The sequence below is a fragment of the Kineococcus sp. NBC_00420 genome, from assembly GCF_036021035.1.
Classification (GTDB): Bacteria; Actinomycetota; Actinomycetes; order Actinomycetales; family Kineococcaceae; genus Kineococcus.
Genome location: NZ_CP107930.1, coordinates 2,605,831 through 2,629,428, shown reverse-complemented (window position 1 = coordinate 2,629,428; position 23,598 = coordinate 2,605,831). Strand labels below are relative to the sequence as shown.

The following is a 23,598-nucleotide window of genomic DNA, read 5'->3' as shown; positions in this document are numbered from 1 at the left end:
AGGGCCTGAGGGGGTTCAGTCGGCGAGCGCGACCTGGTCGCGCCCGCCCTCCTTCGCCTCGTAGAGGGCGCGGTCGGCGCGCAGCAGCAGTTCGTCGGGCGTGCTCCCGTGGTCGGGGCTGGTGGCGACCCCCGCGCTGATCGTCACCCGCAGCCCCTCGACCGCGAAGGGGATCTCCGCGCACGCACGACGCAGCGCCTCGGCCCGCGCGCGGGCCGAGGCGGTGTCGAGCTGGGGGAGGATCACGACGAACTCCTCACCGCCGTAGCGGACGAGGTCCTCCGGCCGGGCGTGCCCGCCCAGCGCGCGGGCCACCGCGACGAGGACGTCGTCCCCGACGGCGTGGCCGTAGGTGTCGTTGATGGCCTTGAAGTGGTCGACGTCGAGCAGCACCAGCGACAGCGGCTGCCCTGCGGTCGCGGCGAGGTCGAGCCGGGTCGTGAGGTCGTCGACGAAGCGCCGCCGGTTGCGCAGCCCCGTGAGCGGGTCCTTGGCGGCTTCCTCGGCGAGGTCGGCCTGCAGCTTCTCGATGGTGGCGACCTGGGCGCGCAGGGTCTCGTTGGCCTCCTGCAGCGCCCGGGCCGCGGCCAGCTGCTCGGTGACGTCCCGGGCGACGACGACCCGGCCCAGCGCGTTGCCCCGGTGGTCGCGGATCCAGCGGGTGCGGACGTCGATCTGCACACCGCTCGCCAGGGCCACGACGCTCTGCCCCTCACCGTCGCCGACGGCTCGCACGAGCACCGGGTCGACGGTCTCCCCGAACGGTCGCCCGACGACGGCGGCCTGCGATGGGCACCCCTCCCCGGCCAGCATCGCGCGGCCGGCGACGTTCACGTCCACGAGGCGCAGGCGAGCGTCGACGACGTAGACCGCGTCGGACACGGTGTCCACGACGAGGGAGCGGGCGACGGGGACCAGCCGCAGCAGGTCCTGGTGCAGCACCGCGTAGGCGAAGAGGACCCCCGTCACCGCGAACGCGACCGGGGTGATGTCGACGTCGAGGCGCGCGAAGGGGGTGAAGACGACGGTGAGGTTCGCCGCGAACGGCGCGGCGATGGCGACGAGCATCGTGCTGGCCTGCCGGCGCAGCAGCCCGCTCGTGGTGCGCCGCAGGTGCCAGATGGTGAGGGCGGCCGAGACGATGACGAGGTAGCTGTAACCGGTGTGCACCCAGAACAGCGGGCCCGCGGTCGTGCTGAGCCGTTCCGGGTCCCCGACGTGCGTGACGCTGGCGTGGAACCAGTGCGTCCACGGGTCCAGGGCGACCGTGATGACCAGCAGCACCGGCTCGACGCACAGCAGCAGCGTCCGCCGTCGCCGGAACGGACGTCCGGTGACGGCGTCGACGAAGAGCCGGAGGCTGAGCACGGTGCCGGCGACGGCCGCGAACTGCGGGACGACGAGCAGGTCCAGCCACGGTCGCGGCGTCCCGCTGTTCATCAGGACGACCACCACGCCCCAGGCGGTGACGGAGGCGAGGGCTCCGGTCAGCGGGAGCGCGGCCGGTGTCTCGTCCCGTCGGCGGAACGTCAGGATGCCCGTCGCCGCCGTGATGACGGCGGCGAAGGCGACCAGCAGCGCGAGGGGTGCCATCGACGCCCGGTCCTCCCGGATTCAGCCCGACCTCGGTGGCCGGTGCCTTCCAAGAGTGGCATCGACCGCCGACTTCCGGGAGCGCAGCGGCCGACCGGGTGGTTCAGCTCGCAAGGACCTCAGCGACTCGGGGGGTTCGGCGGCAGCCGGGGGTGCAGCAGGTGGGCGACGAGCGCGGTCCACCCGGTCTGGTGGGTGGCCCCGAGCCCTTCACCGGTGTCTCCGTCGAAGTACTCGTTGAACGAGATGTGCTCCTGCCACAGCGGGTCCTGGGTGGCCTCGATGCGTCCGCCGTCGGCCGGGCGCCTGCCCTCCACGGGCCGGAACAGCGAGACCAGGCTGTCGTCGATGAGGTCGGCCGCCTGGACGAGGTTGATCTGGTTGCCGGAGCCCTTGGGCACCTCGACCGTGAGGTCGTCGCCGTAGAACCGTCCGAGCGTGCGCAGCTTGTCCGCCAGCAGCACGTTGACCGGGAACCAGATCGGTCCCCGCCAGTTGGAGTTGCCGCCGAACAGTCCGGTACGGGACTCCCCGGGTTCGTAGGTGATCGACGACGTCTGCCCCTCCAGCGACGTGGTGATCTCCTGCTTGACCGCGGCGGAGAGGGAGCGGATGCCGTAGGCGGAGAGGAACTGGTCCTCGTCGAACATCCGGTCGAGCAGGCGGACCAGGCGCGGCTTGTCCACGAGCGAGAGCAGCATCCGCCGTCCCTCGGGGGTCGAGCGGGTCAGCAGCGGCAGCGTGAGGTCGGGGCGACGTTTCTGCAGCCACCGCAGCCGGGCCGTGAGGTCGGGAGTCTCCTCGGCGATCCAGGCCGGGACGTCGGTCGCGCCCAGGATCGGCAGCAGTCCGACCATCGACGGGACGCGCATGGGCTCGACGGCGCCGTCCGGGTGCAGCAGGACGTCGTAGAAGAAGCCGTCCTCCTCGTCCCACAGCGACACGTCGTGGGAACCGAACGACGTCATCGCCTGCGCGATGGAGAGGAAGTGCTCGAGGAACTTCGTCGCCGCGTCCTCCCAGGCGGGGTCGTGCCGGGACAGCTCGAGGGCGATCTTGAACATCTGCTGGCAGTAGAACGCCATCCAGCTCGTCGCGTCGGACTGCTCCAGGCGGTACCCCGGGGGGAGCTTCGCGCTGCGGTCGAAGAGACCGATGTTGTCCATCCCGAGGAAGCCGCCCTCGAAGAGGTTCGACCCGCTGGAGTCCTTGCGGTTGACCCACCACGAGAAGTTCAGCAGCAGCTTGGTGAAGACCCGGACGAGGAAGCCCTGGTCGCGGTAGCCGTCGAGCCGGTACACGTGCCAGGCCGCCCAGGCGTGCACGGGGGGGTTGACGTCGCCGAAGGCCCACTCGTAGGCGGGGAGCTGGCCGTTGGGGTGCATCGACCACTCGCGGCACATCAGGACGAGCTGCTCCTTGGCGAACTCGGGGTCGACGTGCGCGAGCGGGATGACGTGGAAGGCGAGGTCCCACGCGGCGAACCACGGGTACTCCCACTCGTCCGGCATCGAGATGACGTCGGCGAGCGAGAGGTGCGACCAGCTGGTGTTGCGCGCCCCTCGCTGCTTGCGTGAGTCCGGCGCGGGTTCGGTCTCGGGGTCGCCGTTCAGCCACTGCCGCACGTCGTAGCGGTAGAGCTGCTTGGTCCACAGGAGCCCCGCGTAGGCGCGGCGCGCGATGTGGCGGTCGGAGTCGCTCAGGTCGGGGTGGATGACGGTGCCGTAGAACTCGTCGGCTTCGCGCTGCCGGTCCTGCACGACCGCGTCGAAGCCGGCGCCGAAGGTGCTCAGTCCGGGGGCGTTGGGTGACAGGCGAAGTCTCACCTCGACGGTCTCGCCCGGCGCCACGCTGTCGAAGCTGTACCAGAACGCGGCCTTGGTCCCCGTGTGCCGGGGGTTCACCGCGTCCAGCTCCCCTCGGACGATGTGCCGGTCGATGCCGTCCTTGGTGAACGCGGTCGGGTTGTGGTCGGCACCGAAGAGGTCGACGAGGTTCGTCTCGTTGTCGCAGAAGAGCACCTCGGGGTTGCCCTCGGCGGAGACGTGGTACCGACCGAGGTGCCCGTGCTCGCACTCGACGTCCTCGAGCCCGCCGACGGCGAGCGTCGGCGGGAGCACCTGGGTCATCGTCCCGCGGCGACGGTCCCAGCCCCACGTCCAGGTGTTGCGGAACCACACCTGGGGGATCAGGTCGAGCGGGGCGGCCTCCGGTCCGTGGTTGGTCGCCTGGACGACCATGCAGAGGTCGTCGGGGCCGGCCTTGGCGTAGGTGACGGTGACGTCGAAGAAGCGGTTCTCGTCCAGGACGCCGGTGTCCCCGAGCTCGTACTCCCGCTCGTCGCGTCCGCGCCGTCCGTTCTCCTCGCGCAGCTGCTGGTAGGGGAACTCGGCCTGCGGGTAGCGGTAGAGCCACTTCATCCAGCTGTGCGACGGCGTCCCGTCGAGGGACCACCAGTACTCCTTGGCGTCCTCGCCGTGGTTGCCCTCGCCGTTGGTGAGGCCGAACAGCCGTTCCTTGAGGATCGGGTCCTTGCGGTTCCACAGGGCGACGCCGAGGTTGAGGAACCCGAAGCGGTCGCAGACCGCCCCCAGACCGTCCTCGCCCCAGCGGTACGCACGTGCCCGGGCCTGGTCGAACGTGAAGGCCGACCAGGCGTCGGCGTTGTCGGAGTAGTCCTCGCGGACCGTGCCCCACTGCCGGCCGGAGACGTAGGGCCCCCACAGACGCCAGGGACCGTCCGCACCGGGCGATTCCGCCATCCGCGCGTGCTCCGCGCTCCGGTGTTCAGGGGCCTGCTCGTGGGACTCAGTGGCCTCGCTCACCCCGACAGTCTGGCAACAGATCACCGACGAGGGGGACCGGAGTGTGGGAAGCGAAGGAAGTCGTTGCGCCACAGCACATCACCCCGGACAGACGTGGGCGATTTGCCTTGCCGTCACCCACCCGTCTAATGTTCCTCATGTCGCCACGAGCAACGGGGCGGCCGCTGCGGGTCACAAGCTCACAGAGGCCGGACTGAAGCTCTAGCGGCGCCGGAAGCCTTGATGGTGACTGGGTTGCAGTTTGGCCTGGTTGGTGGTTAAGGTGGGAAAGTTGCCCCTCTTCGGGTGGCCCTCTGTGTGGGGGTTGTTGTGGGTGGGTGCGTCCGGTTCTTGAGAACTCAACAGTGTGCCAAAAATGTTGATGCCATATATGTATCAACCCCCAATCGACTGTCACTGCGCTGCGTTTTCTGCGTGGGTGGGTGATGGTTTGGGGTTCCTTTGGGATTGATCTCCGCCTCTTTCACGCCAGTGGGGGGTGGGGTTTTCGAGTCCAAGGGTCAACTATGAAGTGCTAAAGATCTTGGCTGTGCTGCTGCTTTTGGTGGTGGTGTGGTCGTAGGTTTTTCGACGGAGAGTTTGATCCTGGCTCAGGACGAACGCTGGCGGCGTGCTTAACACATGCAAGTCGAACGGTGAAGCCCTTCGGGGTGGATCAGTGGCGAACGGGTGAGTAACACGTGAGCAACCTGCCCCTGGCTCTGGGACAACCACTGGAAACGGTGGCTAATACCGGATACGACCTGCCTCGGCATCGAGTGTGGGTGGAAAGTTTTTCGGCTGGGGATGGGCTCGCGGCCTATCAGCTTGTTGGTGGGGTAATGGCCTACCAAGGCGACGACGGGTAGCCGGCCTGAGAGGGCGACCGGCCACACTGGGACTGAGACACGGCCCAGACTCCTACGGGAGGCAGCAGTGGGGAATATTGCACAATGGGCGAAAGCCTGATGCAGCGACGCCGCGTGAGGGATGACGGCCTTCGGGTTGTAAACCTCTTTCAGCTCCGAAGAAGCGAAAGTGACGGTAGGAGCAGAAGAAGCACCGGCTAACTACGTGCCAGCAGCCGCGGTAATACGTAGGGTGCAAGCGTTGTCCGGAATTATTGGGCGTAAAGAGCTCGTAGGCGGTGTGTCGCGTCTGCTGTGAAAACTCAGGGCTCAACTCTGAGCTTGCAGTGGGTACGGGCACACTAGAGTGCTGTAGGGGAGACTGGAATTCCTGGTGTAGCGGTGAAATGCGCAGATATCAGGAGGAACACCGGTGGCGAAGGCGGGTCTCTGGGCAGTTACTGACGCTGAGGAGCGAAAGCATGGGGAGCGAACAGGATTAGATACCCTGGTAGTCCATGCCGTAAACGTTGGGCGCTAGGTGTGGGGTCCATTCCACGGATTCCGTGCCGCAGCTAACGCATTAAGCGCCCCGCCTGGGGAGTACGGCCGCAAGGCTAAAACTCAAAGGAATTGACGGGGGCCCGCACAAGCGGCGGAGCATGCGGATTAATTCGATGCAACGCGAAGAACCTTACCAAGGCTTGACATGCGCGGTGGAATCCCAGAGATGGGGTGTCATTTAGTTGGTCGCGTACAGGTGGTGCATGGTTGTCGTCAGCTCGTGTCGTGAGATGTTGGGTTAAGTCCCGCAACGAGCGCAACCCTCGTTCCATGTTGCCAGCACGTTATGGTGGGGACTCATGGGAGACTGCCGGGGTCAACTCGGAGGAAGGTGGGGATGACGTCAAATCATCATGCCCCTTATGTCTTGGGCTTCACGCATGCTACAATGGCCAGTACAGAGGGCTGCGATACCGTGAGGTGGAGCGAATCCCAAAAAGCTGGTCTCAGTTCGGATCGGGGTCTGCAACTCGACCCCGTGAAGTCGGAGTCGCTAGTAATCGCAGATCAGCAACGCTGCGGTGAATACGTTCCCGGGCCTTGTACACACCGCCCGTCACGTCATGAAAGTCGGTAACACCCGAAGCCGGTGGCCCAACCCGTAAGGGGGGGAGCTGTCGAAGGTGGGACTGGCGATTGGGACGAAGTCGTAACAAGGTAGCCGTACCGGAAGGTGCGGCTGGATCACCTCCTTTCTAAGGAGCATCAACCCCGTCACTGAGTTGAATCTCAGGTCTCAGGCCTCCTTCGTGGGGTATGAGGTGTGGTGGGGATGGGCCAGTTTCGTCGGCGTATGTTCGGCGGCTGGTGCTCAAGGGTGGAACATCAACACGGCATCTCTTCGACGTCTCGCGTCGCTAGTACCCCGGGTTTCGATCTGGGTGGAACGTGGGGTGGGGGTCGGGGGGTGTCTGGCGCACTGTTGGGTCCTGAGGGACCGGCCGGCTGGCGTGCTTTCGGGCATGGCTGGTGGTTGGTGTCTTGGTCTGGGCCTGCCCTGATCGTTCACATCGGCTCGAGAGTTTTCTCGGGTGTCTGGTGTCGGTCTCTACGGGGTGGGTGCGGGTTGTCTGTTGAGAACTGCACAGTGGACGCGAGCATCAAGTAGCGCTCCTTTGAGGGGCGTGAAAGTAGTGATGTTCGTCGAGTGATAATCCTCTGATGAGCGGGCTGTCATCTCACTTCGGTGGGTGGTGGTCCGTACTGTCTTTGTGGTTTGGGTTTTTATTGCAGTTTCGCCTTGACCTGCATGTCTGCTCTGCTGCTGTTGTCCTGCTTTCGGGTGGGTTGGTGGTGGTGGGTGGTGTGTGGTGGTCAAGTGTGTAAGGGCGCATGGTGGATGCCTTGGCATCAGGAGCCGATGAAGGACGTGGGAGCCTGCGATAAGCCTCGGGGAGTTGGCAACCGAATGTTGATCCGAGGGTGTCCGAATGGGGAAACCCGGCCGTCGTCATGGGCGGTCACCCGCACCTGAATGTATAGGGTGTGTGGAGGGAACGTGGGGAAGTGAAACATCTCAGTACCCACAGGAAGAGAAAACAAATAGTGATTCCGTGAGTAGTGGCGAGCGAAAGCGGATGAGGCTAAACCAGTTCCGTGTGATACCTGGTAGGGGTTGCGGGGTTGGGGTTGTGGGAGTGTTCTGGACTGGGCTACCACCTGGTCGGGGAGTGAGAAAGTCGTGGTGTAGCCGAAGGGCCTGGGATGGTCCGGCGTAGTGGGTGAGACCCCCGTAGGCGAAACATTGCGGCCTCCTTGGGAGCATGTCCCGAGTAGCACGGGGCTCGTGGAATCTCGTGTGAATCTGCCAGGACCACCTGGTAAGCCTAAATACTTCCTGATGACCGATAGCGGACAAGTACCGTGAGGGAATGGTGAAAAGCACCCCGGGAGGGGAGTGAAATAGTACCTGAAACCGTGTGCCTACAATCCGTCGGAGCAGGCTTGTACCTGTGACGGCGTGCCTTTTGAAGAATGAGCCTGCGAGTTAGTGGTGCGTGGCGAGGTTAACCCGTGTGGGGTAGCCGTAGCGAAAGCGAGTCCGAATAGGGCGTCCTATAGTCGCGTGCTCTAGACCCGAAGCGGAGTGATCTACCCATGGCCAGGTTGAAGCGCGGGTAAGACCGCGTGGAGGACCGAACCCACCAGGGTTGAAAACCTGGGGGATGAGCTGTGGGTAGGGGTGAAAGGCCAATCAAACTCCGTGATAGCTGGTTCTCCCCGAAATGCATTTAGGTGCAGCGTCACGTGTTTCTTGCCGGAGGTAGAGCTACTGGATGGCTAATGGGCCCCACCGGGTTACTGACGTCAGCCAAACTCCGAATGCCGGTAAGTGAGAGCGTGGCAGTGAGACTGCGGGGGATAAGCTTCGTAGTCGAGAGGGAAACAGCCCAGATCATCAGCTAAGGCCCCTAAGCGTGTGCTAAGTGGGAAAGGATGTGGAGTTGCGCAGACAACCAGGAGGTTGGCTTAGAAGCAGCCACCCTTGAAAGAGTGCGTAATAGCTCACTGGTCAAGTGATTCCGCGCCGACAATGTAGCGGGGCTCAAGTACACCGCCGAAGCTGTGGCATTCACATATTAATCTCTCTTCAGCAGTGATCTTTGTCTGTGGCCTTCGGGTTGTGGGTGGGGGTTGGGTGTTGGTGGGCAGGTGTGTGGATGGGTAGGGGAGCGTCGTGTGTGGGGTGAAGCAGCCTGGTGATGGGTTGTGGACTGCACGCGAGTGAGAATGCAGGCATGAGTAGCGAATGACGGGTGAGAAACCCGTCCGCCGATTGACCAAGGGTTCCAGGGCTAGGTTCATCCGCCCTGGGTAAGTCGGGACCTAAGGCGAGGCCGACAGGCGTAGTCGATGGACAACGGGTTGATATTCCCGTACCGGCGTAGAACCGTCCATGGTGAGGCCGGGGATGCTAAGCACCCTAAGCCGCCGGCGCCTTCGGGTGGTGGTTGGTGGAGCGTGTGATCCGATCCGGTAGTAGTCAAGCGTATTAACAGGGGTGACGCAGGAGGGTAGCTTCCGCGTGGCGATGGTTGTCCACGTCCAAGGGTGTAGGGCGAGGTGTTGGTAAATCCGCACTTCTGACTTCAATGTCGTGTCTGAGACCTGATGGTGACCCTTTCGGGGGGAAGTAGGGTGATCCCATGCTGCCTAGAAAAGCCTCGGCGCGAGGTTCGAGCCGCCCGTACCCTAAACCGACTCAGGTGGTCAGGTAGAGAATACCGAGGCGTTCGAGTGAATCGTGGTTAAGGAACTCGGCAAAATGCCCCCGTAACTTCGGGAGAAGGGGGGCCTGAGACGTGAAGCTCCTTGCGGGCTAGCGTTTGAGGGCCGCAGAGACCAGGGGGAAGCGACTGTTTACTAAAAACACAGGTCCGTGCGAAGTCGCAAGACGATGTATACGGACTGACGCCTGCCCGGTGCTGGAACGTTAAGGGGACCGGTTACCCACGCAAGTGGGGACGCTGAGAACTTAAGCGCCAGTAAACGGCGGTGGTAACTATAACCATCCTAAGGTAGCGAAATTCCTTGTCGGGTAAGTTCCGACCTGCACGAATGGCGTAACGACTTCCCCGCTGTCTCAACCGCGAACTCGGCGAAATTGCACTACGAGTAAAGATGCTCGTTACGCGCAGCAGGACGGAAAGACCCCGGGACCTTCACTATAGTTTGGTATTGGTGTTCGGGACGGCTTGTGTAGGATAGGTGGGAGACTGTGAAGCGGTCACGCTAGTGATGGTGGAGTCATCGTTGAAATACCACTCTGGTCGTTCTGGATGTCTAACTTCGGTCCGTGATCCGGATCAGGGACAGTGCCTGATGGGTAGTTTAACTGGGGCGGTTGCCTCCTAAAGAGTAACGGAGGCGCCCAAAGGTTCCCTCAGCCTGGTTGGCAATCAGGTGTTGAGTGTAAGTGCACAAGGGAGCTTGACTGTGAGACCGACAGGTCGAGCAGGGACGAAAGTCGGGACTAGTGATCCGGCCGTGGAGTGTGGAATCGCGGTCGCTCAACGGATAAAAGGTACCCCGGGGATAACAGGCTGATCTTGCCCAAGAGTCCATATCGACGGCATGGTTTGGCACCTCGATGTCGGCTCGTCGCATCCTGGGGCTGGAGTAGGTCCCAAGGGTTGGGCTGTTCGCCCATTAAAGCGGTACGCGAGCTGGGTTTAGAACGTCGTGAGACAGTTCGGTCCCTATCCGCTGCGCGCGTTGGAAACTTGAGAAGGGCTGTCCCTAGTACGAGAGGACCGGGACGGACGAACCTCTGGTGTGCCAGTTGTTCCGCCAGGAGCATGGCTGGTTGGCTACGTTCGGAAGGGATAACCGCTGAAGGCATCTAAGCGGGAAGCCTGCTTCGAGATGAGGTTTCCGTGCCCTGTTGAAGGGGTGGGAGGCTCCCTGTAGATCACGGGGTTGATAGGCCGGGTGTGGAAGCAGCGACGAGAGAGCTGTGGAGCTGACCGGTACTAATAAGCCGATCACTTGTCTACCACGCACCAGCTGCCGCCGTGTCGACTCTTTGGGTTGATGGTGGTGGGTTTGGTGGGTCGGGGTGAGTGTGATAACAATCCAACTAACGATTTCACTGCTGTTGTGGTGTTCGCGTCCATTGTGTGGTTCTTGGGAGAGAACTCGAACACATGCTCCAGTCCTATTCGTGGGGGTGGGGGGTGTGGTTTGATCCTGGCCTTTGTGGTCCGGTGGTCATAGCGGTGGGGAAACGCCCGGTCTCATTCCGAACCCGGAAGCTAAGCCCACCTGCGCCGATGGTACTGCTCGGGAGACTGGGTGGGAGAGTAGGTCACCGCCGGCCACTCACTCTTGTAGTGGGTAAGCGTGTGGGGAGCAACCCTTCTGGGGGTTGCTCCCCACACGTGTTTCCGGGTGTAGTTGCGTCCTTCCCGCGATGTCGTGGGGGGAGGTTGTTCAGCGTGTGGGGGTCCACCCGAGGTGGGGGGCGACGTGCTCGGCGACGGCGCGCAGCACGCGCTGGTGGACGTCGAGGGAACCCTCAGCGGGGAGCACGATGACGAGACCGTCCGTCTCCTCCGTGACCTCGTCGGCGAGCAGGCTCTCGACGATGCTCTCCGGGTCTCCGCTGAGGATCGAGCTGAACCGCACGGGAAAGGGCGACGGCTCCTTGGGCAGACCGTCTTCGGTCATCCCGGAGGTGTACCCCTCGATGAACGTCCGGTGGTCCTCGGCGTCCCGACGGTCGAGGAAGGGCAGCACGATGCGTCCTGCCGAGACCCGCGGAGAGCGCCGGCCTGAGTGGCCCGCGTCGGCGAAGGCCTTGCGGTAGCTGCGGATCTGTCGTGCCTGCACGACGTCGAAGGGTTCACCGGTCTCTTCGCTGTTCAGGGTGGAGACCTGCAGGTCGAACCCCTGGGTGCCGGCGCGCACGGCTGTTCGCTCGCTGCCGGCGCCGTACCAGAGCCGTTCCGACAACCCGGCGGCGTGCGGCGTGCTGAGCATGTCCCCGCCCGCGGGAGTGCCCATGTACTGGGCGGCCGCCCGGGCGATGGGCTCGCCGCTGATCGCACGGCGCAGCACGTCGATGCGGTGCTGGGCCTCCCCGGCGAAACCTCGCTCCGAGGCGCCGTGGATGGGGTCGAGCGCAGCGGCGAGCGGCGGGATCCCGTTGCTCAACCCGAGTTCGAGACGGCCTCCGCTGAGGAGGTCGACCGTCGAGGCGTCCTCGGCCAGGCGCAGCGGGTCTTCGTAGCGCATCGGAATGACACCGGTGCCCAGGTGGATCCGTCGCGTCACCTGCGAAGCCGCCGCGAAGAACGTCATCGGCGAGGACAGGAACGGCTCGTGGTGCCGGACGCGGACCCACGCCGAGTCGTACCCGAGGTCTTCCGCGTACCGGATGAGTGACAGGCCGTCCTGGAGCGCTCCTGCGGGGCCGCCGGAGCCACCGTCCGCGACGAACGTCAGGAACCCGAGCTCGAGCCGTCGGCCGTTGCGGGACATCTCGCCTCCAAAGTGTTTGAGGCTTTAACTATACCTCGTCCCGCAGGTGCGGGAGCCTCTGAGACATCGGCGCCCCAGACGGCCCGCTTGATCGGTGCCTGTGGACGAGTCGACGCCTCCCCGCCCGCCTGCCGGTAGCGTCCCGACCTCACCGGTGGAGGAGGAAGCATGCAGTTCGGCGTTGCGACCGAGGAGCTCGAACAGTCGGCGGCGACGTTGCGCGCGGACGCCGACGACGTCGGCACCCTCCTGGGATCGTTGGAGGCGGCAGGTGCAGGCGCGGACGACTGGGTCGTCGGTCGGGCGCAGCGTGCGGCCCGAGCCTTCTTCGACACCCTGGCCCAGGCCGCCCGAGGCGCCGACAGCGGGCTGCGCGAACTCGGGAACCGTGCCGCGTCCGGAGCTGGTGAGTACGACTCCGTGGAGGGGCGCCTGTTCGCACGACCGTGAGAACGCGTCAGCCAACCGGGTGGTTCGAGGGTTCAACGCTTGATGCGGCTCTCCGGAAGGCCGAACTCCTTGTCGTGGAAGAAGGACGACATGCCGCCCCGGGGATGCCCCCGACAGCGCACAGCCCTGTCGTGGGACGGCGCGTTCGCGGGCTGCTGCACGGTCTCGCCGTCGGTGAGGCCATCGGGTCGGGAGTCTCGACGAGAGGTGTCCTGCGCCACGGGGTCGCTACCCAGCTGGCCTGCTTCACCGCCGCCGCGAGCATCCGCACCTCTCTGCGCCGGTCGGTGACCGGAGCGGCCGACCCCCGGGCCGACCTGCTCGCCGCCTACCGTCGGTGGGCGCGGGTCTGGTCCGCACCCGGACGTTCGAGCACCACCGGTGTCGCCTGGCTCGAGGAGGTTCCCCTCCTCGCCCAGTCCGCTGGTGACCCGGGGGACACCGTCCGTGGACTGGCTACCGGTTCCGGGGGGACCCGCCTCGACCCCGTGACAACGGCAGACGGATGGCACTCGCTCGCCCGCGCGTTGCCGCTCGCGGCGCAGGTCGCTCGTGACCCCGCTCAGGCGGTGGACACCGCGATCGACTCCGCTGCCCTCACCCACGGACCCCGGACCTTCGCCCCGACCGGGCTCGCCGTCCTGCTCGCGGGAGCGGCGCTGCGCACGGGCGACGCCGTGGAAGCGGTCGGCGAGGGGATCAGCGCAGCGATCATGCAGGGCATCGACTTCACCGCCGTCTCGGTGGTCGACGACGCCGTCCGGGCAGCCCGGGAGACCCCGGCGTCCCCGCTCGTCCTGCGGGCCGCTGCGGGCGACGGGAGTTCGTCGTCGACGCTGTGGGGAGCGGTGTACTGCCTGCTCAGCCACCCCGAGGTGACGGGTGCCCGTGCCGCCCTCGCCCTGGCGGCCGCGGCACCCCACCCGGTGGCGGTCTCCACGGTCACCGGTGCCCTGGTGGGAGCAGTCCACGGTGAGACCGCCCTCCCGCAGACCGTCCTCACCCGCATCGACCTCGCCTACGTCATCGACCGGTTGGCCCGGGACCTGGTGCGGGAGAACACGTCCAACCCCGACGGCAGCTGGGGTGCAGCCAGCGACCCGACGTGGCGCGCCCGCTACGGGATCAGCTGAACCCGATCCCGGGGACGCCGAGCGAGTGACTGCCCGACCGTGCTGAACTGCCCTCCGGTCGAGACGGGGCTCGACTGCCGGACACGGGAAGTCGACCGGTGGGGATCGCGATCGCGGGCATCGCTACCGAGACCAGCACCGCACCCGCCTCGAGGACTTCCACGTCGATGCGCTGACCCGGTGGTCGTCCGTTCGTCACCGGCCGAGGAGGTAGACCTTCCGGAGGGTCTCGCTGACCGTCCACGTGGTGCGGCTCCCGGCGGCCAGCCGGCCGACGGTCCCGGGAGCGAGCACGAGGGGCGCGGCGACACCCTCGATCAAGACCTCGGCGCGTCCGGCGACGACGACGAACACCTCGTCGGTCTCGACGTCGTGCATCGTGCCCGTGGTCATCTCCCACACCCCGAGTTCCACCCCTCCCACCGTCCCGAGGTCGAGGGAACCCGTGGTGGGTGATCCGTCGACGACCTGTTCGGCACCCAGGGCGGAGTTCTCCAGCACGAGTTCTCGGGTGTCCAGGGCGCTGCCCGCGGGGAGTTCCACGGTGCGAGCGTAGACGGGCGCGCGAGCGCCTGGCCGGAGCAGTTCCGGCCAGGCGCTCGCGGTCAGCGGATGAAGAGCATCTCCTGGTAGGTCGCGAGCGGCCAGAGGTCGTCGGCGACGAGGGTCTCGAGTTCGTCGGCGGCCTCGCGGACGGCGGCCATCGCCGGGAGCAGGACGTCCTTGGCGTGCATCGCGGCCTCGACCGGTGTGTGGCCGGCCTCCTCGAAGGCGACGGCCTTCAGGGTGACGAGGGCCTTGCGCAGCGCGGTGATGGGCGTCGTGACCGCCTGCAGCAGCGAGGCGTCCGCCTCGACCCCGGCGGCCGTGAGCGCGGCGACGTTCTGGGCGAGCTGCGTCTGGTAGCGGATCGCGGCGGGCAGGATGCTCGTCCCCGCGACCTCGACGGTCAGCTTCGCCTCGACAGCGATGGCGAGCTCGTACTGCTCGACGGCGATCTCGTAGCGCGAGTGCATCTCGCGCTCGGAGAAGATGCCGTACCTGCTGAACAGCTCCACGGCCTCGTCCGAGATCAGTTCGGGCAGGGCGTCCATCGTCGTGCGCAGGTTCTTCAGACCGCGCGCCTCGGCCTCGGTCTGCCAGTCGTCGGAGTACCCGTCACCGTTGAACACGACCGCGCCGTGGTCGGTGATGATCTGCTCGAGGACCTTCTGCACGGCGTGGTTGAAGTCCTCGCCGGCCGCGACCCGCTCCTCGAGGTCGGTCGCGATGAAGTCCAGCGCCTCCGTCACGATCGTGTTGATGGTGTAGACCGGCGAGGAGATCGACTGCATCGAACCCGGTGCGCGGAACTCGAAGCGGTTGCCGGTGAAGGCGAACGGGCTGGTGCGGTTGCGGTCGCCCGGGTCGGTCGGCAGCACGGGCAGGGTGTCCACGCCGATCGTCATGGTGCCCTTCTCCTTGGAGGAGGTGGCACCGCCCTTGGCGACCTGGTCGAAGACGTCGGCGAGCTGCTCGCCCAGGAAGATCGAGATGATCGCCGGCGGGGCCTCGTTGGCGCCGAGCCGGTGGTCGTTGGTCGCCGAGGCGACCGAGGCGCGCAGCAGGCCGCCGTACTTGTGGACGGCGCGGATGATCGCGGCGCAGAACACCAGGAACTGCGCGTTCTCGTGCGGCGTGTCACCGGGCAGCAGCAGGTTGCCGACGGTGGAGGAGCCGAACGAGAAGTTCACGTGCTTGCCGGACCCGTTGACGCCGACGAACGGCTTCTCGTGGAAGAGCAGTTCCATGCCGTGCTCGCGCGCGACGCGCTTCATGGTGACCATGAGCAGCTGCTGGTGGTCGGCGGCGAGGTTGGACCGCTCGAACATCGGCGCGATCTCGAACTGGCCGGGCGCGACCTCGTTGTGCCGGGTCTTGGCGGGGATCCCGACCTTGAAGAGCTCACGCTCGGCGTGGAGCATGAACGCCAGCACGCGGTCGGGGATGGCGCCGAAGTAGTGGTCGTCGAACTCCTGGCCCTTCGGCGGCTTCGCGCCGAACAGCGTCCGTCCCGCGTTCAGCAGGTCGGGGCGGGACAGGAAGAAGTGCCGGTCGATGAGGAAGTACTCCTGCTCCGGGCCGGCGTAGGAGACGATCGTGCCCGGGTCGTCGTGACCGAACAGCCGCAGCACGCGGGCGGCCTGGGTGGCCATCGCCTGCTGCGAACGCAGCAGCGGGGTCTTGTGGTCCAGTGCCTCACCGGTCATCGAGACGAACACCGTCGGGATGCACAACGTGTTCCCGTTGGGGTTCTCCAGCACGTAGGCGGGGCTGGTGACGTCCCACCCGGTGTACCCGCGGGCCTCGAACGTCGAGCGCAGACCGCCGTTGGGGAAGCTCGAGGCGTCCGGTTCGCCCTGGACGAGCGTCTTGCCGGCGAACTCGGCGATCGAGCCGCCGTCGTCGTCGGGCTCGAAGAAGCTGTCGTGCTTCTCGGCGGTGGAGTGCGTCAACGGGTAGAAGACGTGCGCGTAGTGCGTCGCGCCCTTCTCCAGCGCCCAGTCCTTCATCGCCGAGGCGACGGCGTCGGCGATCGCCGGGTCGAGGGGCATCTGCTTCTCGATGGTCGCCATGACCGACTTGAAGACCGCCTTCGGCAGCCGCTTCTGCATGACGGCCTTGCTGAAGACGTTCTGGCCGAAGACCTCGCCCGGCGCCTCGGCCGCGATGAGGCTCGGGGTGGGGGCTTCGAAGGCGATGACCGCGTCGATCGCTCGGAGTCGTGCTGCGCTGCCGCTCATGGAGGGCTCCAGTTGCTCGCCTCGGACCGTGCGGACCCAGAGGACCGCACTCTTGTCGCAGACGCTAGGGCCTTCGAGGACGCCGCAGGTTTCGTCCGTGTGACGAGCGTGTGGCCTGGTGCTGTGAGACCACCCGCTCGTCACTCCGCGTCGACGTGCGGTCAGGGGACGAGGATGGCCCGGCCCCTCACCCGGCCCCCGTCGAGGTCGTCGACCGCGGTCTGGAAGTCGTCGAGGGCGTACTTCACGGTGTGCAGCTTCACCAGACCGCGCGCGGCCAGGGCCATGAGTTCCGTCAGGTCGTTGTACGACCCGACCAGGTTGCCGATGACGTTGATCTCCGCGGAGATGATGTCGATGGTGGGGACGTCGATGTTCTCGCCGTACCCGACGACGTGGTAGTCGCCGGCCTCGCGCAGCATCCTGATCCCCGCTGCGGTCGAGCCGCCCTCGCCGACGAAGTCGACGACGACCTCCGCGCCGCGGCCGTCGGTGAGTTCCAGGACCTGCTCGACCTGGGTCCCGTCGGCCACGACCGCGTGGTGCGCGCCGATCGAGCGGGCCAGCTCCACCGCGTCGGGGTTGCGGTCGACGACGATGATCTCGGCCGCGGTCATCGCCGCCAGCACCTGGATCCCGATGTGGCCCAGGCCACCGGCCCCGATGACCACGCACCGGTCCACCGGCCGCAACCGCTGGGCCGCTTTGGCGCACGCGTGGTAAGCCGTCAGGCCGGCGTCGGCCAGGGCGGCGACGTCGGAGGGTTCGAGGGAGTCGTCGATCTTCACGACGCTGCGGGCGGAGGTCTTGAGGTGTTCCGCGTACCCGCCGTCCACGTCGATGCCCGGAAAACCCTTGGCGACGCAGTGGACGTCGTCGCCCGAACGGCACGCGCGGCACAGTCCGCAGGTGGTGTTCGGGTGCAGGATCACCTTGTCGCCCTCGGCGACGTTGGTCACCGCGGAACCGACCGCGCTGACCCAGCCCGCGTTCTCGTGCCCGATCGTGTACGGCAGGGTGACCCCGGACTTCTGCGCCCACTGCCCTTCGAGGATGTGCAGGTCGGTGCGGCAGACCCCGGCCCCGCCGATCTTCACCACGACGTCGAAGGGGCTCGTCACCTCGGGGGTGGGAACCTCCTGCATCTGCAGCGGCTGGTGGTACCCCACGACGCGGACGGCTCTCATGGTGCTCATGACGTCGCCTCCCGGCGGACGGTGAGGGGTAGCAGCGGGTGGTCGCCGGGTTCGGAACCCTCGGGCCGGGGAACCTGGTCGGCCGCCGAACCCGGGTAGCGGGTGGCGAGCAGGCCCCGGCAGAAGTGCGCGTTGCCGTCGATGGAGATGCGGGTCGAGCGGGCGCGGCGCAGTCGCAGCGGGACCTCCGCGCGGGGGTAGGAGTCGCCGTGCTCGTCGACGAGGACCTTGGCGCCGGGTTCCGAGGAGATCCCCAGGGCGACGCGACGACGCAACAACGCCAGCGTGGTCCGCTCGTCCCGGAGGTCGGCGAGCGTCACCTCGCCGAGGTCCTCCTCGCGCAGTTCGGGGTCGGCGCGCAGCAACAGGGTCAGGGCGCGTTCCATGGCCGCGGTGTGCGCCTTGCGGCGGAACGTCAGGCGCAGTTCCTCCAGGTCCTGCTCGGCCTCGTGCCCGAACGTCCCGCGGTAGCCCGCGTCGGCGGCCAGACCGGCGTTGATGAGGTCGGAGTCGTGGTGGTCGTCGAGCTCCACCACGACCCGCTCGACCCAGAACAGGTCCACCAGGGCGTCCTTGGCGTCGGAGGCCATGAGGTAGGCGAAGTTCGGCGAGCAGAACGACGTGGGCAGTCGCAGGTGGACGCTCACCGACGCGCCGTCGACGTCGACGGCGCGGACGAAACCCAGGTCGGTGATGGGTTCGTCGAGTTCCGGGTCCAGGACGACCGACAGCGCGTCGGTGACCTCCTGCCGCCGGTCGAGGGTGGTGAGCGTCATCAGGCCACCGCCACGGCCTGCGGCTCCGCCATCGCCGGCGGGTTCGCGACCTGCAGTTCGGCCGGGACGTCGATGCCGTAGACGGCGGCGGCGTTCAGACCGAGGATCTTCTTCTTCTGGTCCGTGGTCAGCGGCGCGTACTCCGACATGTCCTCGGGGATCTGGAAGTCCACGAACGTCTCGACCAGCCACTTCGGTGTCCACAGCGCGTAGTCGCTGGAGAAGAAGATCCGGTTCTCGTCGAGCCAGTAGAGGAGCTCCCCGATGATCTGCGCGAAGTAGCGCGGCCGGGTGTGCATGAACGGGATCGCCACCGCCAGTCCCGCGTAGACGTTGGGTTCCTGGGTCGCGATCCAGCAGAAGTCCTCGAGGCGCGGCAGCCCGCAGTGCTCGACTATGAAGTTCAGGTCGGTGAAGTCCGTCGCGGCGTGGTCGACGTCGGCGACGTCGAACGCGTCGCGGTCCAGGGGGCGGATCGTCGGGCCCTTGTGGACGTGGATGTTCTTGATCCCCAGTTCGCGGCAGACCTCGAGGTAGCGGTACGTCCACGGGTCGGAGAGCTTGTACCCGCGGGAGTCGCCGTGCCAGTCGGCGGTGTAGAGCTTGACGCCCTTCAGGTGCATCTCCTCCGCGTCCTGGCGCAGCTGGTCGAGGCCGCGTTCACCGTCGCGCGGGTCGAAGTAGTGGTTGTAGGTCAGCTTGTCCGGGTTGGCCCGGGTGATCGCGAGCGCCTCCTCGGTCTGACCGAAACCCTTCCGGTAGAACTCCCCGAGCCGGGCCGGCTGGAAGATCGCGTGGTCGACGTAGCCGACGTCGAAGAGGTCGTGCATCAGGCGGTCACCGCCCTGGTACAGGTACTCCTCGTAGGGCCACAGCTCCGAGGCCGGGCTGAGGTTGCGGTGGTAGTCGTAGAAGCAGTCGATGAACTGCTTGCCGTGGACGTTGCGCTGGTTCTCGGGGCGGGCGTCCCACAGCGCGACGTGCGCGTCGAGGATGAAGTACTTCTCGCCGTCCTTGGTGTACATGCTGCTCTCCATCTCCGGTGACGGGGCGGTGCGTGGGCACGACCGTAGGGACGCCGGGGGTCGCTGCGGTGGTTCCGGTGTCTCACTTTGAGACGGCGACCCTCGTGCGGGCGGGTGCCGAGGTCGTACGGTGGGCCCACCACGAGGGAGGTGGGCGTGAGCGACGAGGCTCGACGGCAGAGGACCGGACGCGCCGACCCGCGCCCGGTGCGCGGCGGGGTCCGGGTCGACGACCGGCTGGCTGCGTCCTGGCGTCGCAGCGAGGACTACGGCGTGCGCACCGGGGACGTCGAACCGGTCTTCTCCGGGACGTGGGAACGGGAGTCGCTGTTCTACGAGTGCGGCCGCGAGGTGCTGACCGAGCTGCACCGCACGCTCGTCGACGAACCCGTCAGCCTCATGCTCACCGACGCCGACGGCCTCGTGCTCAACCGGCTCTCGGGCGACACCTCGCTGCTGCGCAGCCTGGACGCCGTGCACCTCGCCCCGGGGTTCGCGTTCTCCGAGCGCGAGGCCGGGACCAGCGGGCTCGGACTCGCGCTCGCCGACCGGTTGCCGACCGTCGTCCGCGCCGACCAGCACTACAGCGCCAGCCTCGTCGGCTACACCTGCGCCGCCGTCCCCGTGCTCGACCCGCTGAGCGGCCGGCTCGAGGGCAGCGTCAACATCACCACCTGGGCCGAGCAGCCCGGGAAGCTGCTGCTCGCCCTCGCGCAGTCCGCGGCCGGCGCGACGTCGGCCCTCATGCTGGCGCGTTCGCGCGGCCGCACCCCGCGTCCCGCCCCGCGCGGGGAGGTGTTCCACGTGCAGCACGGAACCCTCGAGCCGGGCAGCGGGACGGTCGAGGGCCTCTCCCGGGCCTGGCGCGAGGCGTTGGTGCAGTGCGAACGCTCCGTGCGCGAGGGACGGGTCGTCGTGGCGGTCGGGGAACGCGGTGCCGGTCGCTCGACCCTGCTCGCCCAGGCGGTGCGCCGGGTCCGCCCGCGCGACCGGATCCTGTCGGCGAGCCCACCCGCCCCGCAGGACCTCGAACGGTGGCTGGCGCTGTGGTCACCGGAACTCGGCAAGGCCGACACCGCCGTCGTCGTGTGCGAGGTCGACCACCTCCCGGCCCGGGTGGCGGAGGAACTGCGCGCCCTCATCGCCGCCGCCCGCACGCTGCGACCGGACCTCCCCGTCGTCCTCACCGCCGAGGACCTCGCGGAGGTCCCCGCTCCGCTCGCCGTGCTCGTCGACGCCGTCGTGGCCGTCCCGCCGCTGCGCGAACGACCCTCCGACGTCCTCCCGCTCGCCGCGCACGTCGTCCGGCACACCCGCGGCCGCGACCTCGAGATCACCCCCGCGGCGGCTCGGGCCCTGGAGAGCTGCTCCTGGCCGGGCAACGTCGACCAGCTGCACACCGTGGTCAGGCGCGCCGCGCTGCAGGCGGACACGATCGACGTGCGGCACCTCCCCGCCGAGGTGTTCAGCGGGTCCTCGCACCGGCTGAGCCGGCTGGAGACCGTCGAACGCGAGGAGATCGTGCGCTGCCTCACCACGCCCGGGATGAGCGTGAAGCAGGCCGCCGAGGAACTCGGGATGAGCCGCGCGACGATCTACCGGAAGGTCGCCCAGTACGACCTGCACATCCCCCGCTGACGTCGCCGGTCTCCTGCGGGTGGGGCGTCCCGCGCTCTCGTGACAACCTGGGAGCGTCCTGGACGCACGTCCGGGGCGTCGACGACGGAAGGATCCCGCGCGTGAGCGGTGGACTCGTGGCCCTGCTGGACGACGTGGCGCTCATCGCCCGGGCGGCGGCCGCCTCGATGGACGACATCGGCGCCGCAGCCGCCAAGGCCGGCGCGAAGGCGGCCGGGGTCGTCGTCGACGACGCCGCCGTCACCCCCCAGTACGTCCGGGGTCTCACCCCCGACCGTGAACTGCCGATCATCAAGCGGATCGCCATCGGGTCGCTGCGCAACAAGCTGCTGATCATCCTGCCGGTGATCCTGCTGCTGAGTCAGTTCGCGGACTTCCTGCTCACCCCGATCCTCATGCTCGGGGGCGCCTACCTCAGCTTCGAGGGCGCGGAGAAGGTCTGGGCCAAGGTCAGCGGTCACGGCCACGGCGCGGACGAGGGACCCAAGGACGAGAAGACCGTCGTCGCGGGCGCCATCCGCACCGACCTCATCCTGTCCGCGGAGATCATGGTGATCTCGCTCAACGAGGTGGCCGACCAGCCGTTCTTCGCGCGCCTGGTCATCCTGATCATCGTCGGCGTGCTCATCACCCTGCTCGTCTACGGGGCGGTCGGGCTGATCGTGAAGATGGACGACGTCGGCCTGAACCTCGCGCGTCGCGACGGCGCCGGCACCGCCCGGTTCGGTCGCGGCCTGATCGCGGCGATGCCGAAGCTGCTGACGTTCCTCACCGTCGTCGGCACGGCCGCCATGCTGTGGGTCGGCGGGCACATCCTGCTCGTCGGGACCGACGAACTCGGCTGGCACCCCGTCTACTCCTTCGTGCACCACCTCGAGGAGGCCGCGCACGACGCGACCGGCGCCCTCGGCGGTGTCGTCGGCTGGTTGGTGAACACGTTCTCCAGCGCGGTGATCGGGCTCGTCGTGGGTGCGGTGATCGTGCTCGTCCTGTCCGTCACGGTGCACCGCAAGAAGGCGCACTGACGCGGACCGCCGCGACGGATCAGGCGAGCGAGACGACCCCGAGCCGGCGGGTGGAGCTCAACTGCCCGGACAGGGGCCCCTCGTAGGTCCCCGCGGTGGGGGCGACGTCGGCGTAGTCGCGGCCGGTCGCGATGGTCAGGTACCCCCGACCGGCGCGGCGGTCGTTGCAGGGGTCGAACGGGATCGCGACGACGCGGTCCCCGGCGTCGACGAGCACCTCGAACCAGGCGTGCGTCCCGCCCTGGCCCAGCAGGTGGCCCGAGACGTAGCGGGCGGGCAGACCCAGCTCGTGGCAGAGCGCCAGGGCGATGTGCGCGTAGTCCTGGCAGACACCCCGGCCACCGGCGAGGGCCTGCGCGGCGGTCGTCGAGGTCCCGGTGATCCCGAACTCGTAGGTCATCCGGGCGTGCACGGCCGAGCAGATCCGCTGCGCCGTGTCCTCGGGGCGCTCGCCGTCGCGGTGGAGCTCCGCGGCCCAGTCGCGCAGCGCGGCGTCGGGGGTCGTGAGGCGGGTCAGCTGCCGCCAGCGGGCGTCGCGCAGCGCCTTCGACGGCAGTTCCGCCAGGCGGCGGTCGCCGGCGCGCTCGACGTGGGCCGTGAGCCGGAACTCGATGAACTCCTCGACCCGGTCGGCGCTGACCCGCACCACGCTGCTGCTGTCGCTGCTGCCGCCGTGGTGGCGGATGGTCTTGCGCGAGACCGCGCCCAGCACGTCGAGGGAGTGGTGGACCAGCGTCGCGTCGCCGTGGCGGGCCGGCGGGACGATGACGAGGCGCTGGCGCACCGACGTGACGGGCTCGGTGTAGTCGTAGCGGAACGTCTGCTCCAGGCGGTACGTGACCCGCGCTGCCCCCTCGAGGTCGAGGGCGCGGTGGTCGAGGAGGCCCGGCCGGGTGGTCACTCCGGCTGTCAACGTCATGAGATCTCCTCGGCGTGAACGACCATCGACTCCAGCAACGGTGCCCCGAACGTCGTCAACATGGCGACGTCGGACGCGTCGCGGCCCCGTCCGATCAGAACACGGCCCTTCATCCGGGTGTTGTTGCGGGGGTCGAACGTCCACCAGCGATCGCCCAGCCAGACCTCCATCCAGGCCGCGAAGTCACTGGGGGCGTCGGTCGGCTCGATGTCGATCTCGGGCAGGTAGCCGAAGACGTAGCGGGCGGGGATGTTCAGGGCCCGGCAGAAGGTGATGGCCAGGTGGGTGAAGTCGCGGCAGACGCCGTAGCCGCTGGCGTTGACGTCGGCCGCCGTGGAGAGGGCGGTGCTGCTGCCGTACTGGAACTGCAGGTGCTTGTTGACGTGGTCGCAGATGGCCTGGACCCGTCGGTAGCCGCGCGGGGTCTCGGCGAACAGGGTCCACGCCTCGTCGGCCAGGACGTCCGGGACGACGTAGCGACTGGGCAGGGTGTAGAGCAGCACCTCGTCCGGCAGGTCGGTCGGGGCGATCTCGGGTGCGTCCTCGTCGGCGTCCTCGGGCGCGTCCGCGACCTCGGCGACGGCGTCGTAGCGCAGGACCGAACGGCCGGCCGGGAGCGTGAAGCGCACGCACTCGTTGCCGTAGACGTCGGTGTACGTCCGGCGCTCCATACCGGGCTCGGTCACCCACTGCTCGTCACTGATGGCGACGTCTTCGTCACGTCGAGGTGTGACCTGGGCGATGGCCGGGACACTCCACTGCGCAGAGTGAACGAACTCGCACCCGATGTGCACACGTCTCGTCGTCATGCCCCACCCTCTCCTACCCGGGTTTCGTCGGTGTTTCCGACGGGCGCGCGACC

14 protein-coding genes and 3 rRNA genes are annotated in these 23,598 nt (G+C 67.3%); 7 read left to right on the top strand and 10 right to left on the bottom strand.

The annotated features are described in order from the left end of the window. Positions 1-15: 15 nt before the first annotated feature. Entirely contained in the window at positions 16-1,593 is a 1,578-nt protein-coding gene (locus OG218_RS12690) for a histidine kinase N-terminal 7TM domain-containing diguanylate cyclase (RefSeq protein ID WP_328293585.1), read from the bottom strand. Between the two features lie 119 nt (positions 1,594-1,712). Next, positions 1,713-4,355 (bottom strand): MGH1-like glycoside hydrolase domain-containing protein, encoded by a 2,643-nt coding sequence (locus tag OG218_RS12685; protein WP_442906497.1) that lies wholly within the window; start codon positions 4,353-4,355, stop codon positions 1,713-1,715. A gap of 630 nt (positions 4,356-4,985) precedes the next feature. On the opposite strand from OG218_RS12685, the gene OG218_RS12680 reads away from it, so the two are divergent. The 3 genes from OG218_RS12680 (at position 4,986) to rrf (ending at position 10,628) form a co-directional block, all read left to right on the top strand. Further along, positions 4,986-6,504 (top strand): 16S ribosomal RNA (locus OG218_RS12680). Between the two features lie 617 nt (positions 6,505-7,121). Beyond that, positions 7,122-10,305 (top strand): 23S ribosomal RNA (locus tag OG218_RS12675). Positions 10,306-10,511: 206 nt separating this feature from the next. Beyond that, positions 10,512-10,628 (top strand): 5S ribosomal RNA (gene rrf, locus OG218_RS12670). The 16S, 23S and 5S rRNA genes sit together here, the layout of an rRNA operon. 113 nt (positions 10,629-10,741) lie before the next feature. On the opposite strand, the gene OG218_RS12665 is transcribed toward rrf, so the two are convergent. Beyond that, positions 10,742-11,791: an LLM class flavin-dependent oxidoreductase gene (locus tag OG218_RS12665; protein WP_328293583.1), complete on the bottom strand. Its 1,050-nt coding sequence runs from the start codon at positions 11,789-11,791 to the stop codon at positions 10,742-10,744. A 168-nt stretch (positions 11,792-11,959) separates the two neighbouring features. Here OG218_RS12665 and OG218_RS12660 point away from each other — a divergent pair, with 168 nt between their 5' ends. Together OG218_RS12660 and OG218_RS12655 are read left to right on the top strand one after the other, a co-directional pair. Further along, positions 11,960-12,241: a hypothetical protein gene (locus tag OG218_RS12660; protein WP_328293582.1), complete on the top strand. Its 282-nt coding sequence runs from the start codon at positions 11,960-11,962 to the stop codon at positions 12,239-12,241. Positions 12,242-12,372: 131 nt separating this feature from the next. Next, the gene (locus OG218_RS12655) at positions 12,373-13,374 is read left to right on the top strand and encodes an ADP-ribosylglycohydrolase family protein (RefSeq protein ID WP_328293581.1); all 1,002 of its coding nucleotides are present in this window, start codon (positions 12,373-12,375) and stop codon (positions 13,372-13,374) included. A gap of 195 nt (positions 13,375-13,569) precedes the next feature. Here OG218_RS12655 and OG218_RS12650 read toward each other — a convergent pair whose 3' ends face one another. From OG218_RS12650 to OG218_RS12630, 5 genes are all read right to left on the bottom strand, one after another. Further along, on the bottom strand, positions 13,570-13,917 hold the full coding sequence (locus OG218_RS12650; RefSeq protein WP_328293580.1) for a cupin domain-containing protein: 348 nt from the start codon (positions 13,915-13,917) through the stop codon (positions 13,570-13,572). A gap of 62 nt (positions 13,918-13,979) precedes the next feature. Next, positions 13,980-16,157 (bottom strand): glutamine synthetase III family protein, encoded by a 2,178-nt coding sequence (locus tag OG218_RS12645; protein WP_328293579.1) that lies wholly within the window; start codon positions 16,155-16,157, stop codon positions 13,980-13,982. A gap of 161 nt (positions 16,158-16,318) precedes the next feature. After that, on the bottom strand, positions 16,319-17,344 hold the full coding sequence (locus OG218_RS12640; RefSeq protein WP_442906496.1) for an NAD(P)-dependent alcohol dehydrogenase: 1,026 nt from the start codon (positions 17,342-17,344) through the stop codon (positions 16,319-16,321). 5 nt (positions 17,345-17,349) lie between these two features. Further along, a complete protein-coding gene (locus tag OG218_RS12635; RefSeq protein WP_328293577.1) occupies positions 17,350-18,129 on the bottom strand; it encodes an iron-sulfur cluster assembly protein in 780 nt (259 codons plus the stop codon). After that, positions 18,129-19,154 carry an amidohydrolase family protein gene (locus tag OG218_RS12630; RefSeq protein WP_380258524.1) on the bottom strand — a complete coding sequence of 342 codons (1,026 nt, stop codon included), beginning with the start codon at positions 19,152-19,154 and terminating at the stop codon, positions 18,129-18,131. Before OG218_RS12630 ends, OG218_RS12635 begins: the two co-directional genes overlap by 1 nt. 156 nt (positions 19,155-19,310) lie before the next feature. Here OG218_RS12630 and OG218_RS12625 point away from each other — a divergent pair, with 156 nt between their 5' ends. Then, positions 19,311-20,792 (top strand): helix-turn-helix domain-containing protein, encoded by a 1,482-nt coding sequence (locus tag OG218_RS12625; RefSeq protein WP_328293575.1) that lies wholly within the window; start codon positions 19,311-19,313, stop codon positions 20,790-20,792. Between the two features lie 101 nt (positions 20,793-20,893). Beyond that, on the top strand, positions 20,894-21,817 hold the full coding sequence (locus tag OG218_RS12620) for a DUF808 domain-containing protein (RefSeq protein WP_328293574.1): 924 nt from the start codon (positions 20,894-20,896) through the stop codon (positions 21,815-21,817). 19 nt (positions 21,818-21,836) lie between these two features. Here the strand turns inward: OG218_RS12620 and OG218_RS12615 are convergent, their stop codons facing one another. Continuing rightward, entirely contained in the window at positions 21,837-22,736 is a 900-nt protein-coding gene (locus OG218_RS12615; RefSeq protein ID WP_328293573.1) for a transglutaminase family protein, read from the bottom strand. Continuing rightward, the gene (locus tag OG218_RS12610; RefSeq protein WP_328293572.1) at positions 22,733-23,422 is read right to left on the bottom strand and encodes a transglutaminase-like domain-containing protein; all 690 of its coding nucleotides are present in this window, start codon (positions 23,420-23,422) and stop codon (positions 22,733-22,735) included. The genes OG218_RS12615 and OG218_RS12610 overlap by 4 nt, the downstream gene beginning before the upstream one ends. Positions 23,423-23,598: the final 176 nt, after the last annotated feature.

Coding starts and splice junctions, on each gene's coding strand:
- OG218_RS12690 (WP_328293585.1), bottom strand. CDS start 1,593: ATGGCACCCCTCGCGCTGCTGGTCGCCTTCGCCGCCGTCATCACGGCG.
- OG218_RS12685 (WP_442906497.1), bottom strand. CDS start 4,355: ATGGCGGAATCGCCCGGTGCGGACGGTCCCTGGCGTCTGTGGGGGCCC.
- OG218_RS12665 (WP_328293583.1), bottom strand. CDS start 11,791: ATGTCCCGCAACGGCCGACGGCTCGAGCTCGGGTTCCTGACGTTCGTC.
- OG218_RS12660 (WP_328293582.1), top strand. CDS start 11,960: ATGCAGTTCGGCGTTGCGACCGAGGAGCTCGAACAGTCGGCGGCGACG.
- OG218_RS12645 (WP_328293579.1), bottom strand. CDS start 16,157: ATGAGCGGCAGCGCAGCACGACTCCGAGCGATCGACGCGGTCATCGCC.
- OG218_RS12640 (WP_442906496.1), bottom strand. CDS start 17,344: ATGAGAGCCGTCCGCGTCGTGGGGTACCACCAGCCGCTGCAGATGCAG.
- OG218_RS12635 (WP_328293577.1), bottom strand. CDS start 18,129: ATGACGCTCACCACCCTCGACCGGCGGCAGGAGGTCACCGACGCGCTG.
- OG218_RS12630 (WP_380258524.1), bottom strand. CDS start 19,154: ATGTACACCAAGGACGGCGAGAAGTACTTCATCCTCGACGCGCACGTC.
- OG218_RS12615 (WP_328293573.1), bottom strand. CDS start 22,736: ATGACGTTGACAGCCGGAGTGACCACCCGGCCGGGCCTCCTCGACCAC.